The organism is Pseudoalteromonas sp. AOP31-A2-14, from assembly GCF_052378035.1.
Lineage (GTDB): Bacteria > Pseudomonadota > Gammaproteobacteria > Enterobacterales > Alteromonadaceae > Pseudoalteromonas.
Genome location: NZ_JBQSXI010000001.1, coordinates 1,988,942 through 2,005,614, shown reverse-complemented (window position 1 = coordinate 2,005,614; position 16,673 = coordinate 1,988,942). Strand labels below are relative to the sequence as shown.

The following is a 16,673-nucleotide window of genomic DNA, read 5'->3' as shown; positions in this document are numbered from 1 at the left end:
GCTCTTTCATTTTTATAACGTAAAAAGCCGCTAACAGGTAGCGGCTTAATAATACTCACAGTCTGACTGAGTTGGCAGTCACCATGAGTTAAAAGTTATAGCGCATACCAATATTATAGCGCGCACCGTTTTGTTCAAGATTCCATAATTGTGCTTCATAACGGCCATGCTGTCTTAGGTTTTGTTCGGTAATATTTATCCCCTCAACAAAAAATGACATTTGCTCACTGTAGTTATATGCAACGTTAAAATCAATTTGGTAATATTCCTCAGTAAAGCTTGGTTCGTTGACATAACGAGCGGCACTATTTAAGAATTTATCACGCCAGTTGTAGGCAATACGTGCTTGGAATTTATCATTTTCGTACATTGCAATAAAGTTAGCCGTATCACTTAGACCTACCAAGGCAAACTGGGTTGTAGTTGGGTCCGCGGCTACATCAAAATCAATATCACCATTTACAATTGTGTAGTTAGCTTGAATACCAAAGCCTGAGTCACCAAAGAAGTGTTGCAGTGCAATCTCGTAACCATCTATAACGGCATCTTTATTGTTAGTCGGTACTTGAGCTGTGAACTCCATTAGTGGATCATCACTATTTGGTAGTATATCGTATGCGGCTTCAAACTCTTCATAAGACATTGAATCAAAGGCAACATTATTTTCTGTTGCAGCAACCATTTGGAATAAGTTTGCAACTGTTAATGCAAGACCTTGTGCCGCAAGCTCAGCACGAGCAGCTTCAGCGCGAGGGCCTGCAGATGCATCACGCAGATCATAATAATTTTCGGTCATTGGTGATAAACCAATAAAGTTATCGACCGTTTTATTGTAGTAACCTACTGAAACATAACTTACATCTGAATAATACCACTCAGCAGATAAATCAATATTATCTGATTCTAGGGGGACTAAACTAGGGTTACCTGTCGATGCCGGTGCATTGGTAGTTCCAGGTATTAGGGCTGGACCTGTTGGTACACCTACTGTGGCCGCTGAGCTTAAATTATCGTAAGTCGGGCGAGCAATCGTCGTACTATATGAAGCACGTAAAGTTACCTCGTCAATTACATTAATATCAAAGTCGATACTTGGTAAAAAGTGATTATAGTCAGAGCTAAGTGAGTAATCTTGCTTGTTTGTACCGTAACGCACGTTAAAGTCGTTATTACCTTCCCATGCGACAGCGTCTGGTAAATCGATATTAGCAGTTGATGTGATATCGGTTGTTTCATAACGCGCACCAACAGATAGGTTAAATGGCATATCACCAATTTCACCATTGTGATTATATTGTACAAACGCAGCGGTTATATCTTCTTTTATAGTACGATTGGTCGCGTAGGCGCCATCTGCCGCAAAATTAAAACCGTACTGTTCAGCGGCCCAATAACCGACTTCAGAGGCGCTACCTGTAAAACCTTGGTTAAAGGAATCAGAAGTATTGTAGTCATCAAATTCAGCTAGGAAGTTTGTTGGATCTAAATAACCTTCAGGAAGTTCACCAGGGTTTTCAATTCCCCAGTTACCCATAGTATTGCGAGTTAATGATTGTAATGATTGACTTTCCATTGAGCGTGATTCAATACCAAAATCAACACTGCCTGTTTCAAGTAGGTATTTACCATGCAAACGAAATTCATCAACTGTAGACTCTTGACTTGCAAAGTTTGAATCTAGAATTGATGTACCTACATCAGATTGTTCTAAAGCGCCAGAACAATTAAGGTTATCTCGGCTGCAGTCATCAAAGTCGATAACCATTGAAGGTAAATCACGGCTAAAATCGACAGATTGTCCTGCAACAACATTCGCACCTAACCCTGCATTTACCCAACTGCCATATTCTGCATCAGGCTTACTGGTTGCTTCAGAACTATGCGCATCAAACATGAAACTAAGGTAATCATTTACATGATATTCAAGGTTTAAGCCGATTGATTTATTTTCGTTAACTTGATTTTGTTCTTGAAGTGCTAAGCCCAAATCGCGGGTAGATAAATCACCACGTTCTTCGCTATAGTAAATAGGTGTTTTAACTTCGTTATCATCAAAAATTAGGTGGCTTTTATAGTTATCCATCCAAATTGATTGTTCTGCACGAGACTCATAAATATCTTGCTTTGAATAAGTATAATCTACGGTTGCAGTAAAGTCGTCAACAGGGCTGTATTGTAATGTTAATTGCGCATTTGTACGTGTTCTTTCACGATCGGCAATTGTATAGCGCAAATCTGATGGCATTGAATAATATTGACCCATGGCAGGGGCATTTTCTACGATGATATCATCAGCAGATTGAGGAATTGTACCGTCATATTCTGTGGTACGCCATTCATTAACAAATGCCCCGGTGCTTGAGCTATCTCGTTCCTGCACACTTGCAGTTAATGAAGCACCAAACACAGCGTCTTCATCGGTCCAGCTAAAAATACCTGAGAGCTCAGGGGTGATATCATCGCCAACACGATTTGTTGTGTCATGCTGAGCTTTAACACCAACATTAGCTACAACACCTGGGTTATCCAGTGGGCGAGCAGTGTTTATGTTAATTGTAGCGCCAATACCGCCTGACGCAATGCTTGCTTTACCGGTTTTATATACTTCTACTGCACTCACACTTTCTGAAGCTAAATTGGCAAAATCGTAAGAACGAGAGTTTGGCGTACCGCCACCTGCAGGAATCGAAGCCGCTGGCATTGTACGTCCGTTTAATGTCACCATATTATAATCTGGACCGAAACCACGCACTGTGACTTTTGAGCCTTCACCATTGCTACGGTCGATCGAAACACCAGTAATGCGTTGTAGTGATTCAGCTAAGTTGGTGTCAGGAAATTTACCTATATCTTCTGAAGAAATGGCATCAACAACCCCCGCAGAATAACGCTTCAGCTGAGTTGATTCTTTAATACTTCCTTTGAAGCCTGTCACTTGAATAACTTCTAAGTTATCCGGCTTTTCAGCTTCAGCCGCTAGAGTAGGTAAAGTAGTAACACCTAAAAGCAAAGATAAGCTGGTAGCTAACTGTGTTTTCTTTAAAATATGATTGGACATTAGGTTTCCCTCGTACTTTTATCATTATTATTTCTTACTTTATAGTAAGACATTGTTGTTCAAGTTTATGTATTGCAAACATGGAAGCGCTACCATAATAAAGTAAGAAAATTGTGCGTGTGTGGAAGCGCTTCCAGAAAGGTTAGTGATAATTTCTCACTACGTCAACAACTGTCTTTAAATTTTTGCGACATAATTGTTTAATAAGTGTTTCGCTGCGCTAGGCTGAATATATAACTCAATATTAATTATATGATTACGGGCATTTATTTTGATAAAAGAGAATAATTAACTGTTGGATGCAAACTGTTGGTTACAAAGAGTATAGCCAAGCGCTGAAAATTATACTCATTTGACAAGCGCAGTTAACTTACTGCATTGCCATAGCAAGTGGGTGGTATGAGCCAGTGCCAACAATAACGTTAGACGCGAAGGTGAAGCCAAGAGCTTAACATTGCAAAACCTATATAAGCTTTAGGTACACCGACTTCTATAGCCGTAGAAGGCTGCGATATAGGCTGCGCTAGGTACAAGGCTACCGAGCATAACGGTTGAACCAACCTTTAATTTAATAGCGTGGCAACACTTACCCGAATCGTGGCGAGAGTTAATGGGCAATGATAGCAAAATAGCTAGTTTATAATGCTTCCATGGTAATAGGGGCTTTGTTTTCGGTGCTGTCGTGCCAGTTTAACCTAAACGGATAGCCGCTATATAATATGACATGTCGTCGATACTCACTTACCCAGTCAGGGGTATTTCTTAGTGCGTACTTTTAGTGAGTACAGGCCGCCATATATCGCATACGGCGCGCAGCTTTTAAACTTTGCACAAAACCATTTAGAGCTACCCCTTAGAATGATTTGGTATGTAATGAATTAGCAAACTTCAAGTTAGGTTAGGGGCTGTTGATCTTTGTAGTACATATATCAATCAGCCCACATTGGTAGCCACATCATAGTAAATGCTAAAGCGAGCATTGAATGATAATTTCGTTCAAGCTTTTCATACCGCGTGGCTATCCCTCTATATTGCTTAATACGGCCAAATGCATTCTCAACCAAGTGCCGATATTTGTACATGCACCAGTCAATATCTTCATTGCCTACTAAACTGTTGCCCTTACGTGGAATAACGGGTGTAGCGTTATTATCACGAACAAACGCTCTCAGTTTTTCACTGTCGTAGCCTTTATCTGCGACAACCATATTACTTGTTGGGCAATTAGCTACGAGTGACTCTGCATGGACGATATCATGCGTATTCCCACAGGATAATTCATAATAAACAGGCAACCCTCCGCTATCGACTGCAAGATGAATTTTCGTAGAATTTCCACCTCGGCTCTTTCCAATTGATTCATTGTCAGCAGTTCTTGCACCGCAACTATGTTGATGAGCCCTGACAATACTGCCATCAATGAAGACCCAATCCATGTCCGCATCACGAGATAATGCGCGAAACAGTTCATTCAAAATCCCTTTTTTGGACCATAAATTAAACCGTCTGTAGATAGCACTCCAACGGCCAAAATCAGAAGGTAAATCTCGCCATGGAATACCTGTGCGCATCTTATACAGTATGCCTTCGAGCGTTTTTCTATGGTTGGGCTTATTATAAATTCGACCACTTAAGTACATTACTTTTGATAAGACATTCCATGTCCCGTCTGTTAACATTAATCTTGGCATGTAGGTTCGGTGTAAAGTTTTCTGGCGAATTCAATTATACCTTATCTTCATGCTGTTTGTTTTTCATACCACAAAGATCAACACGCCCTAGTTTGTCCGTTAGCGATCGGCAATAGTGCCGGCAAAACTAACGAGCTCTCTACGTAGCCATTGATGTGGGTTAGCGTGATGCAGCAATGGGCTCCAGAGCATTTTTATTTCAATTGGCACAATTTGAAAAGGGACTGGGCTTATTACTAAATCGGTATGTTTTGCCAGTAACATCGCTTGGCGACGTGGCAAGGTGGCTATTAATTCTGGTGACTGGCAAAGCAGGCTTGCGATCATGTAATGGCGGGTAAATACCCGTATATGGCGTGTCTGTTCTAATTGCCAAAGCGCCTCGTCAACCCAGCCGAGTTTTTGGCTACCTGATTTATTCGTGATAGCCGCTTCTGGGCCCCAGCCTGCGCGATTAACCCAAATATGTTCTTGGGCAAGGTAATTTGCTAAATCTGGCTTTTTTAAATAAGGACTTTTAGGATGGCTTAAGCAGCAGTAGTTATCTCTCCACACTGTTGATTGATGGAACGAGCGCGGCATACCATTAAAGCGGTTAATAGCTAAATCTATAGTGCCTTTTTCCATATCTTGTAAGCTGACATCACTTGGGTTTAACACATCAAAATTAAGGCCTGGATGTTTTAGTAGTTGGTTGGTGATAAAAGGTGCAATTAAAGTCGACTCTAAATAGTCGTTAGCCATTATTCTAAAAGTTATTTCAGCGCTAGTTGGGTCAAATAACTCACTCGGCTGGGTGATAGCTTCAGCCATTTTAAGCAAAGATTCAATCTCGGGCTTTAAGCTTAGTGCTTTCGCCGTGGGGGTCATATTGCCAGCAGCACGAACCAGTAGCGGATCGTCAAACAAGCCTCGCAAACGCTTTAATGCATTACTCATAGCTGGTTGTGTTAAAGCAAGTTTGTTGGCTGCTTTAGACACATTTTGCTCGTCAATTAGTACATTTAAGTAGACTAACAAGTTGAGATCGACATTTCTTATATTCATCGGATCAATCTTATTTATTTGCTTTATTAATTATCTAAATTAAAGCGCGGTTGCTATGGTAAGTAAATCATTAATAAAAAATAATTACTATAACTGATAAATATATGTCTGAATTATCTGAGTCAAAAGCTGAGCCAAAAAGCATCACAGTAAACGAGCCTTTATTAGATCTTATTGCTACTAAGCTAGCGCGCGCTGTTTATGCGGGGTTTGAAGGGATGTTTGCAGACTTTTTAAATATAACTCTAGGCGCGCAAAGCCGGTTTGAACAAAGACAATGGCATGATGTGCAATCAGCAATGCGTTTAAGGCTACAGGTATATGAAAAGAAGGTAAAAAAAGTAAGCGATGCGGTTAATGTAATAGCTTTCGATGAGTTAAATAATAGTAGCCTTTGGCAGCGAGCTAAAAATATTTACGCACAAATGGTGCTTACCCATGAAAATCAGCCCATTGCTCATACTTTTTTTAATTCTACTTTTGGCGCTATTTGGGACGATCGCAAAATTCGTACTGTGCATTTGTTTGTGCTAAAAGCAAAATACCGTGCAAAGCCGCGTTCATTCGATCAACTCGTTAGTCGTTTATCGTTACAAATGGGTTTTGATCAAGCTATTGACATGCTAGTTAAACGCCATGTTTTTCGAACACCATTTGAAAACATTGAACGCGATATTGCTTTATTACAGCAAACGCTAAGTGCGGGAGCTAAAGAGCAATGCCCACAAGTTTATCAGTTACTTAAATTAAATGATGGCTACATCGAATACGCTAACTCACTCTTTTTTAGAAATAAAGCCTGCTATCTTATAGGTCGTTGTATCGCTAAAAATGGCGATAATATGCCCTTTGCTATTGCTATTTTAAATACAGAGAATGGTTTAAAACTTGACGCCGTAATGATGGGGGCTGATCAACTGAGTTTACTGTTTGGTTTTGCCCGTACATATTTTATGGTCGATACTGATCAACCCGCGCGTTATGTGGATTACTTATCGGTATTAATGCCCCATAAAAAACGTTTTGAATTATTTAACGCCATTGGCTTTATTAAGCATGCTAAAACCGAGTTTTATCGTTATAAGGTCGACACCACCAAAAATAGCCCCGCTTGTGATAAATATATTATAGCCCCAGGTACTCCTGGCATGGTGATGTTGGTATTTACAACTCCCGGCTCTGACTATGTTTACAAAGTTATTAAAGATAAATTCAGTGCCCCAAAAACAGCAACTAAAGCACAGGTAATGGCTAAGTACGACTTCGTAAAACAAGCCGATAGAGTGGGGCGTTTGGCCGACACCCATGAGTTTAGTTACCTTGCTTTTGATCTTAGTCGGTTTAGTGATGAATTGTTTGCCCAAATGCGTGAGAGTATTGCAGGTTCAATGATCATAGCCAACAAAGCTTTAGTACTGCAACACGTCTACGTTGAACGTAAAATGATGCCACTGAATTTATATATTACTCAATGCGAAGAAAAACAGTTAGTTGAAGTAATGAACGATTACGGTAAAGCAATTAAAGATTTGGCTGGTGCTAATATTTTCCCGGGTGATATGCTCATGAAAAACTTTGGCGTAACTCGTTGGGGGCGAGTAGTTTTTTATGACTACGATGAAATTTGCCCCTTAACAGACTGCCAATTTCGGGAATTACCAACGAGTCAAAATAGCTTTGAAGAACTCAGCAGTGAAAGTTACTTTGATGTAGCTGAGAATGACATTTTTCCGAGCCAATTTAGTATTTTCTTTAGCGCCAATCCCCGTGCATATGATTACTTTTGTTTGCAACATCAGGATTTATTTAGTGCTAATTTTTGGCAGGTTTGCCAAACACATATTCAAGCAGGTCAATTGCCTGATGTTTATCCGTATAAACAAAGCTGGCGCTTTTAAAGGGTATATAAACAAAAGTTAAGGAGATAGCTACCGATATTAGTTTGAAGTGGCTAAAGGATCTAAAGTCATCTCTATAAAGTTTCGCCCCCAAAGGTAATTTGAATTGCATTACTTAAAAGGATGCGACATTTCATTATACTGCTAATAAATATACACTTAAAAACAAGTCATTTATCGAAAAATTTCGTACGGTAATATTACTTTATTATTCGCATGAGAATGGCGGTTGATTACAAAATAGAATGGCTATTATAGCATCATTATCTGAGGATAAATGGTAAATTAATGGTGGTCGAAGTTTGGCGAAAGATTAATTAATTCTGATTTTTAGTGAAGGAGCTCAAATGCAATATATTTCTCACCATGATAATAAACTTAGTATGAGCACGACTGAGAAGCCACAATTAAACGCTAATGAAGTATTAATAAAAGTGGCGGCAATCGGTGTTAACCGCGCTGACTGTATGCAGCGCCAAGGAAAGTACCCAGCCCCTAAAGGTGACAGCCCTATTTTAGGACTAGAATGCGCAGGAACGGTTGTTGAACTCGGTGATGAAGTAGACAATACTTCATGGTTAAATAAAGGGGTATTCGCATTGTGTGCCGGCGGCGCATACAGTGAATATGTCGCTGTTGATGCCGAGCAACTTATGGCATTGCCAGAGAATATTAGTGCTGAGGAAGGGGCGGCGATAAGCGAAGTGTACTTAACCGCGTTTGGCGCATTATTTCAGTTAGGTAATTTGCAACAAGGTCAAACTACATTAATTCATGCTGGCGCAAGCGGCGTGGGCGGCGCGGCAATTCAAATGGCTAAGCGTGTAGGTGCAACAGTGGTTATAACCGCGGGTAGTGATGAAAAATGTCAGCATGCAAAGGCGCTAGGGGCTGATCATGTTATAAATTATAAAACTACTGACTTTGTTGAGTATATGCACGAACATCAACTACTCGCTAATGTAATTGTTGATCCAGTTTCAGGCAGTTATTTAAATAGAAATGCCAGTATTGCAGCTATGGATTGCCAAATTGTCATGCTAGCATTTTTAGATGGGCGTTTTAGTGAGGTGGACTTTGCTAAATTATTACAAAAACGTATATCGTTTCATGCTTCCACTCTTAGAAACCGTAGCCAAGTATTTAAACGCCAATTGCGAGATGAGTTTGTAGCTAAGTTTTATGACGATATTAAAAATCAGCATTTTGATTTAAATATCTATAAAGCGTTACCTTGGCAACAAGCAAGTGAAGCCCATGCAATGCTGGAAAACAACGAAAATGCGGGGAAAGTGGTGTTATTGGTTACAGCTGAAGACTAAGTTACTTTTTATGACTTTAAAAATGATGACGCAGACCCAATAAATACGCAATGGCTTAATTGAAGTTAAATTGAACGTTAAATAAAAAGTGAACCGTATTATGAATCCAATTATAGCAACACTAAAAGAACACAACGTAAGCGATGAAAAAGTCCATGAGCTTTTTCAGGCCTTTACCGAAAATCCAATGGCGGCAATGGCACTTGTTCAGCAGTTAGGTATTCCACCAGAGCAGTTACAACAGCTGATGGGCTTAGTGATGACTCAGCCACATTTAATTAAAGAAGCAAGCGATGAGTTAGGTATTAGTGATGCTGAATTTGCAAAAGCGAAAGAGCAGTTAAATAACCAACAGTAATTTTTTATACAATTAGGCCAAGGTGTTAGCCTTGGCCTAGGATCTAGCACACACTTTGTTACACTCCTGATTGAACCCCTTCAAACAAATATTAGTCATAACTGTAGTTGTAAATAATCATTAAAACCAACAATATAGAGAGCCGATATGAAACCGCTTGCAAAAATATGGAAGAATAATCGCTCACTCATCGTCTTTATTTGTCTAATGAGTGTTTTTAGAAGTGCTGTTGCCGATTGGTATGAAGTACCTACTGGATCGATGAACCCGACGATTGTAGAAGGCGACCGCATATTAACTGATAAAATGGCCTATGACCTACGCGTACCATTTACAAAAATATCATTGTTACGGCTGTCCGAGCCAGAAACAGGCGATATAATAGTATTTGATTCTACCGCTGCGCAAAATCGTTTAATAAAACGAGTTATCGGTATGCCAGGTGACAAAGTCGCGCTTATTAATAATCAGTTAGTAATTAATGATAAAAAGATCAATTACACTAACATCAGTGAAAGCCCAATGAGCTATATAACAATAGAGGATCTTCATGGTGTTAAGCACGCGATAAAATTGGATAAACAACATTCTGCGGTACAAAACTTTCCTGCAGTAACGATTCCAAAAGATATGTATCTTGCAATGGGGGATAATCGTGATAACAGTGCAGACTCCAGAGTGATTGGCTTAGTGCCCAGAGCCGAATTACTAGGTAAAGCGCAGCGGGTGATCGTCTCGCTGGATTATGATGACTATTACTTACCTCGTAAAGAACGAGTGCTTAAATCACTTTATTAACTAAAGTAAAGCATACTAAATGTGCATAGAGGGTAATACATTAGCTGCTTTTGTTATTTTCTAGCACTTTGATTTTATCAAGAATTTGTTCGGCTTCGTATGTAAGTGCAGAGTAACCTTTTATATCGCCATTGCGTTGTGCAAGCATGGCTTTTTCAAGTTTGGCACTATATTGCTGATTCAATTTTTTTAATGGATCTGTTTTGAATAAAGAAAACATACTTATTTCTCGTTTTAGCTATATATTTTAGATACGAAAAATGGGCAATAGTCGATCATTTTCTTTAAAGCAAAAAAAAGCCGCTGAACTGTGAACAGCGGCTTACATCTATCTGAACAATTACATTACACGCATACCAGGCTCTGATCCTTCATCAGGGTTAAGAATATAAATTTCTTTACCACCAGGGCCTGCCGCAAGCACCATACCTTCAGACATGCCAAAACGCATTTTACGAGGTTTAAGGTTGGCAACCATCACGGTGAGCTTTCCTTCAAGATCTTCAGGTGCGTAAGCTGATTTAATGCCCGCGAATACTTGGCGCGATTCGCCGCCTAAATCAAGGGTAAGCTTTAATAGTTTATCAGCACCTTTAACATGCTCAGCTTTGGCTATTTTAGCTATGCGTAAGTCTACTTTTGCAAAGTCGTCAAACTCAATTTCAGCTTCAATCGGCTCTTTAGCGAGAGGGCTATTTTGATCGATTTTATTTTTTTCTGCTAATAGGCTTTCTTTTGATTCATCAATCATTTTATTTACTTTATCCATTTCAACGCGCTGCATTAATGGTTTAAATTTATTTATTTCGTGATTGGTGAGTGCTGTTTGCACGCCTTGCCATGTTAGCTCATCGTTTAAGAATGCTTCAACGTTACTTGCCATACCTGGTAAAACTGGTTTTAAGTAGGTGATTAACACGCGGAACATGTTCAAGCCAAGGGAACATACTTGATGAGTTTCTTGTTGCTTGGTTTCGTCTTTAATAAGCACCCAAGGCGCGGCATTATCAATAAATTGATTTGCTTTATCGGCAAGCGCCATTATTTCGCGAATTGCGCGGCTGTACTCACGGTTTTCATAATATTCAGCAATAACATCAGCAGCGGCTTGAAACTCAGCCAATAACTGTGGTTGCATGACTGTGTCACTTAATTTTCCGTCAAACTTTTTAGTGATAAAGTTTGCACAACGACTCGCTATATTAACTACTTTACCCACTAAGTCAGAGTTTACGCGCTGAGCAAAGTCTTCAAGGTTTAAATCAAGGTCGGTAATACCGCCATTGAGTTTAGCAGCGTAATAATAACGTAAGTATTCAGGGTCGAGGTTATCTAAATATGTTCGTGCCTTAATAAATGTGCCTTTTGACTTTGACATTTTTGCGCCGTTAACGGTCACAAAGCCGTGGGCAAATACATTGGTTGGCTTTCTAAACTGTGCGCCTTCAAGCATTGCTGGCCAAAATAGGCTGTGGAAGTAGATAATATCTTTGCCGATGAAGTGATAAAGCTCTGCGTCTGAGCCTTCGCGCCAAAACGCATCAAAGTCGATGTTTTCACGTTCACAAAGGTTTTTAAAACTGGCCATATAACCAATGGGCGCATCCAGCCAAACATAAAAGTATTTACCTGGTGCATTAGGAATTTCAAAACCAAAATAAGGCGCGTCGCGGCTGATATCCCATTGGTGCAAGCCATCAGCAAACCATTCATCAAGCTTGTTAGCCATTTCTTGTTGAATACTTCCAGAATGGAGCCATGTTTTTAGCATGCCTTCGAATGCTGGTAGGTCAAAGAAATAATGTTCAGAATCTTTTAAAATAGGCTCTGCACCCGACATAACAGAGCGTGGATTAATTAAATCTGTTGGACTATAGGTTGCGCCACAAGCGTCGCAGCTGTCACCATTTTGATCTTCAGACTTACATGTAGGGCACGTGCCTGTTACAAAACGGTCTGGCAAGAAAATGCTTTTCTCTGGGTCAAATAACTGTGAAATAGTATGTTTTTTGATATGGCCGGCATCATTAAGGCGGTTGTAAATAAGCTCGCTTAATTCTTTATTTTCTTGGCTATGAGTACTGTGGTAGTTATCAAATTTAATATTGAAGTCAGCAAAGTCACGTTGGCGCTCTATACTCACTTTTTCCACCGCTGCTTCTGGCGTGATCCCTTGTTTTTGCGCGTTAAGCATAATTGGTGTGCCATGGGCATCGTCGGCGCAAACGTAATATGTTTCGTGGCCTTGCTGTTTTTGAAAGCGTGACCAAATATCAGTTTGGATATATTCCAATAAGTGGCCTAGGTGAGTGGGGCCATTGGCATAAGGTAATGCGCTGGTAATCAGGATCTTTCGCTGTGCCATAATCATTCCGAATTGAGGATAAATCGCTATTTTGTGGCGTATTTATCATATTTTTATCATGCGCTAAAAGCCAATAAGCGATTGCGCGCGCGATATTTGTTAATTGACTGGTGTTAATGCCGTGAATGTTACATAATTCCGAGGCAATTTTCATCAAAGAAACGCTAATTTATTGCTATGTTTGGACTGTCAAAACTATTCTCCGGCAAATCGCTGGAAAAACAACCGATATTCACAGCCTTGGCAAACTACCGCAGCGGCGCATTTCCCATAGGTTTGGATAAAAATTTTATAAATACTATTACAAGAGATGATAGTAACACCCTTGTGCTGTCTTTAACGCTGCCTTTTGCGGCTTTACAAGAAATGCCAAAGGTTGCCACGTTTTTAACTGAGCAACTTAACTACAAAGTAACCATCAACGCAGAAGTACAATTAACTGAGCCGAGTAAGTTTAAAAACATTAAACACATTGTGTTAGTAGCTTCAGGTAAAGGTGGCGTGGGTAAGTCAACTACGGCGGTTAATATCGCGGCAGCACTGCAGCTAGAAGGCGCGGCTGTTGGTGTACTTGATGCAGATATTTACGGCCCTTCTATCCCCATGTTATTGGGCTTACAAGGCGCAGAGCCAAAAACAAAAGATAATAAGCAATTATTGCCTTTTGATGCTCAAGGCCTTAAAACACAATCAATCGGTTATTTGGTACCGAGTGACGACGCTACTGTTTGGCGTGGGCCGATGGCATCAGGCGCGTTAAATCAACTACTTAATGAAACAGATTGGGGCGGGCTTGATTATTTAGTGGTTGATATGCCCCCGGGCACCGGCGATATTCAATTAACCATGAGCCAAAAAGTTCCTGCCAGTGGCGCACTTATTGTTACTACTCCACAAGATTTAGCCCTTGCCGATGCGCAAAAGGGTATCGCCATGTTTAACAAGGTAAATATGCCTGTGCTTGGGTTAATTGAAAATATGAGTTACTTTGTGTGCGATCACTGTGGTGAGTCAAATCATGTATTTGGTAAAGACGGTGCAATCAAGCTTGCTAGTAGGCATGGCGTTCCCGTGCTTGCCAATATACCGCTGGCAACTGATATACGTGAATATTCAGAGCAAGGTAAATTAATATCTCGTGATGTCGATACGCCTCTTAGTAACGCCTTTACAAGTGCCGCACGGTTATTAGCGAGCAGTTTATATTATCAACAATCATCGCAAAGCGCGGTTGAAATTGTGATTACGGATGACTAAAAATGAGATTATCAGATACCCATATTAAACAATATATTGATGATGAACATATTATAATAGAACCGACACCTAGCGAAGATATGATTTCTGGAGTGACGGTTGATTTACGCCTTGGTAATAAGTTTCGGGTTTTTCAAGATCACACCGCGGCTTATGTTGATTTAAGTGGCCCAAAAGATCAGTTAAATAAAGCCATGGAATCAATAATGAGTGACGAAATAGTGTTAGCTGAAGGCGATGCCTTTTTCTTGCACCCTGGCGAACTTGCATTGGCAATCACCTATGAAAAGGTGACTTTACCAGCCGATATAGTGGGTTGGCTTGATGGTCGTTCTTCATTAGCCCGTTTAGGTTTAATGGTACATGTGACTGCGCATCGAATCGATCCTGGTTGGTCAGGCAATATTGTTTTAGAGTTTTATAATTCAGGTAAGCTACCGTTAGCACTTAGGCCGATGATGAAAATAGGCGCGATGAGTTTTGAAACGATGTCAGGCCCATCATCGACACCTTATAACACGCGTAAGGATGCTAAATACAAAGATCAAAATAGTGCAGTGGCAAGTCGCATAAGCGATGATAACAACCAGTAATACTGTTTTTTATAGAAGATAAAAAGCTTTCCTTTTTTGTGCTTAAACATTAACTCAAGCTGGCAATTTTCCTCTTTCAAGTCATACAGAATAAAATGAATAAGTAACACACTATGCTAGAGGTATTTTTATTTTCAACTTCATGTGTATTTAACGGATGCTAAAATTTATGGTTCAGAGGCTTTACTTCGCTGGCACCACCCTGAGCTTGGACATGTCCCCCTGATTTGTTCATTCCTATTGCGGAGTCATCAGGTGTTATTTCAGAATTAACCGAATGGGTGGTAACACAAGCCTTTGCCTTTCAAGGGGAAATAATAAAACGTTACCCGAAGCATATTTTATCAATTAATATTTCGGCTAAAGACTTAACCCGTAAAGAGTTACCAGTGTTATTTATAACTTTGCTTAATGAATATCAACTGTCGGCTAATAGCATTATGATTGAATTAACAGAGTCGGCTACGCTTGATGAAGGGCAAAATATAAAAACAGCCCTGCAAGAGTACCGGTTAATTGGTGTTAAAATTGCGATAGATGATTTTGGCACGGGTTATTCTTCTTTAGCCACACGGAGTCAAATTGGCTTTGATGAAATAAAAATAGATAAGCAATTTGTGACGAATCTTGAGTATTCAAAAAACGACAAACTATTTGTCGGGCGACTTGCGATATAGCTAAAAGTTTAGATTCACAGGTAATAGCGGAAGGTATTGAGGGTGAGCAGGCATTACAAGTGTTACTAAGTTACGGCTGTGAAATTGGTCAAGGCTATTATTTTTCTAAGCCATTGGCATTTAATGATTACATGCTGTGGCTAAGTGATTATTTAAATCATGCCTCTACGCCTGGTGTAGTAAATAACCTAACTGGGAAAAATAATCATTAAGTGCTTTATCGGCATTAACAAGTACCGATTCGGCTGGATAAATTAGTCCACTGTGTTTGAGGGTGCCTACCAAAAAGCTATTTTTTATGTGTCTGTGGCGGGCTATGCAGGCTTCAAAGCAGCGCGCAGCTAATTCTTCAGGCATACTCATATAATGTTGCTGGTGGCGAGTATCAAAAGCGATTGCTTGTTTAACATAGTCATTTCCTTTGTCTTCTTGATTAGTTAAAAACACTGCTTTATAAAACGCACATAAGGCTTGGTTTAGTGGGTGTGCGACGGCTACTTTAGCTTGAAGCCAGCGAGCAGATGCAAATTGATTTGGCAATGCACAGGGAAATAAAAACCGGCAAATATGATGATCAAAAGCATGAAACCACTCATGGGCAAGGGCACCTCCGCCTGCATTCTTTGCCAGTGCCAAGGTTTGTGTAGCGCTATTATAATGTGCTTGTACACCTTGCTGGCCGCCATGGCCAAAAGCAAAATTTAACTTTCCTCGCAGACCAATTGCTTTCGGTGGCAACTGTAGAATCTGCGCTAAATCTGCCAGAGCATCATAAATTAAATTCGCGCTAATAAAGCGTTCTTCCTTTGTTACCCACTTACCAACTATCATGGTACGAAAGCCAAACGTGTCGCGAATATCTAAAAAATCGACCTGATCATCAAAGCGGTAGTCAGGTCCTTGTCGGTAAAACCCGCGTCGTAATCGGTTAACGTTTTTAGTCAAAATAACGGGCTTTTACGTGTTTAGGCATAAACTGGGTTTGCTTTTCAATAAAGGCATTAAGTAGTTTATGTAATGGCGCTGTAGGTTGGTTTTCAAGTAACTTTAAACTATAAGCAATGGCTTCCAAAGTAGATAAGCTATCGGGCCTTAGCGCTTTACGAATAACATAACGATTGGTTGGTAAATTCTTAAAACTAACTTTTTGAAAATGATTAAGCTTAGGTGTTAACTGTATTATTTTAAATGCTTTTTTCCAAGTGCCGTCGATAACTATTAAATGGCTTATTGAAAAAGGGGAGGGATAGTTATTAACTTCGCCCTTATTTTCGCTAGTGCCTTCATTATTATTACCAGTAGTATGGTCAGAAAACTTTACTTTATCGTCAAGAACTATGGCATCTTCATCGGGATATAGCACAGCAGTAGAGTCTGTAGGAAAATCGCTTAAAAAAGGAAAATCCTCATCACACTCTCCAATATAAATTTCACAGTTCGTGAGTGCAAGACTTACTAAACGAGCTGTGTTTTTACTGGCTTTTACTTCACTAGGATGCTGTAAGATAATTATTTTTAGGTTATTCTTAACAGCTTCTATCGCATCACAAATGCAGGTTTGTTGGCTATATTGGCAATGATTGCAAACTGAACGAGACATAACGTAAAC

At 39.8% G+C, this 16,673-nt stretch carries 13 protein-coding genes and 1 pseudogene; 7 read left to right on the top strand and 7 right to left on the bottom strand.

What is annotated here, in order from left to right; all coding sequences use genetic code 11:
- Positions 1 to 88 precede the first annotated feature (88 nt).
- The 3 genes from ACT3S9_RS09205 to ACT3S9_RS09195 form a co-directional block, all read right to left on the bottom strand.
- Complete coding sequence (locus ACT3S9_RS09205; protein WP_441836237.1) at positions 89 to 3,058, bottom strand: TonB-dependent receptor; 2,970 nt, start codon at positions 3,056 to 3,058, stop codon at positions 89 to 91.
- Between the two features lie 929 nt (positions 3,059 to 3,987).
- Complete coding sequence (locus ACT3S9_RS09200) at positions 3,988 to 4,749, bottom strand: IS5 family transposase (protein WP_089367531.1); 762 nt, start codon at positions 4,747 to 4,749, stop codon at positions 3,988 to 3,990.
- A gap of 99 nt (positions 4,750 to 4,848) precedes the next feature.
- On the bottom strand, positions 4,849 to 5,796 hold the full coding sequence (locus ACT3S9_RS09195) for a LysR family transcriptional regulator (protein WP_441835167.1): 948 nt from the start codon (positions 5,794 to 5,796) through the stop codon (positions 4,849 to 4,851).
- 104 nt (positions 5,797 to 5,900) lie between these two features.
- Between ACT3S9_RS09195 and aceK the strand changes: the two genes are divergently transcribed.
- The 4 genes from aceK (at position 5,901) to lepB (ending at position 10,172) form a co-directional block, all read left to right on the top strand.
- Entirely contained in the window at positions 5,901 to 7,694 is a 1,794-nt protein-coding gene (gene aceK / locus ACT3S9_RS09190; RefSeq protein WP_441835168.1) for a bifunctional isocitrate dehydrogenase kinase/phosphatase, read from the top strand.
- A gap of 347 nt (positions 7,695 to 8,041) precedes the next feature.
- Positions 8,042 to 9,016, top strand: coding sequence for a zinc-binding dehydrogenase (locus ACT3S9_RS09185; RefSeq protein WP_441835169.1), 975 nt, complete (start codon positions 8,042 to 8,044; stop codon positions 9,014 to 9,016).
- 100 nt (positions 9,017 to 9,116) lie between these two features.
- Positions 9,117 to 9,374, top strand: coding sequence for a DUF2999 family protein (locus ACT3S9_RS09180; protein WP_441835170.1), 258 nt, complete (start codon positions 9,117 to 9,119; stop codon positions 9,372 to 9,374).
- 147 nt (positions 9,375 to 9,521) lie between these two features.
- Positions 9,522 to 10,172, top strand: coding sequence for a signal peptidase I (gene lepB, locus ACT3S9_RS09175; protein ID WP_441835171.1), 651 nt, complete (start codon positions 9,522 to 9,524; stop codon positions 10,170 to 10,172).
- 40 nt (positions 10,173 to 10,212) lie between these two features.
- Here lepB and ACT3S9_RS09170 read toward each other — a convergent pair whose 3' ends face one another.
- Complete coding sequence (locus ACT3S9_RS09170; RefSeq protein WP_441835172.1) at positions 10,213 to 10,392, bottom strand: DUF6435 family protein; 180 nt, start codon at positions 10,390 to 10,392, stop codon at positions 10,213 to 10,215.
- Positions 10,393 to 10,512: 120 nt separating this feature from the next.
- Positions 10,513 to 12,537 (bottom strand): methionine--tRNA ligase, encoded by a 2,025-nt coding sequence (gene metG / locus ACT3S9_RS09165; RefSeq protein WP_441835173.1) that lies wholly within the window; start codon positions 12,535 to 12,537, stop codon positions 10,513 to 10,515.
- 177 nt (positions 12,538 to 12,714) lie between these two features.
- Between metG and apbC the strand changes: the two genes are divergently transcribed.
- The 3 genes and pseudogenes from apbC (at position 12,715) to ACT3S9_RS09150 (ending at position 15,276) form a co-directional block, all read left to right on the top strand.
- Positions 12,715 to 13,794 carry an iron-sulfur cluster carrier protein ApbC gene (apbC, locus tag ACT3S9_RS09160; protein WP_441835174.1) on the top strand — a complete coding sequence of 360 codons (1,080 nt, stop codon included), beginning with the start codon at positions 12,715 to 12,717 and terminating at the stop codon, positions 13,792 to 13,794.
- A gap of 2 nt (positions 13,795 to 13,796) precedes the next feature.
- The gene (dcd, locus tag ACT3S9_RS09155) at positions 13,797 to 14,387 is read left to right on the top strand and encodes a dCTP deaminase (RefSeq protein ID WP_441835175.1); all 591 of its coding nucleotides are present in this window, start codon (positions 13,797 to 13,799) and stop codon (positions 14,385 to 14,387) included.
- Positions 14,388 to 14,614: 227 nt separating this feature from the next.
- Positions 14,615 to 15,276, top strand: a pseudogene (locus ACT3S9_RS09150) (EAL domain-containing protein).
- On the opposite strand, the gene ACT3S9_RS09145 reads toward ACT3S9_RS09150, so the two are convergent.
- Both ACT3S9_RS09145 and ACT3S9_RS09140 read right to left on the bottom strand, forming a co-directional pair.
- Positions 15,230 to 16,009, bottom strand: coding sequence for a CLCA_X family protein (locus ACT3S9_RS09145; RefSeq protein WP_441835176.1), 780 nt, complete (start codon positions 16,007 to 16,009; stop codon positions 15,230 to 15,232). The pseudogene ACT3S9_RS09150 and the gene ACT3S9_RS09145 sit on opposite strands and share 47 nt — an antisense overlap.
- Entirely contained in the window at positions 16,002 to 16,664 is a 663-nt protein-coding gene (locus ACT3S9_RS09140; protein ID WP_441835177.1) for a tRNA-uridine aminocarboxypropyltransferase, read from the bottom strand. The genes ACT3S9_RS09145 and ACT3S9_RS09140 overlap by 8 nt, the downstream gene beginning before the upstream one ends.
- Positions 16,665 to 16,673: the final 9 nt, after the last annotated feature.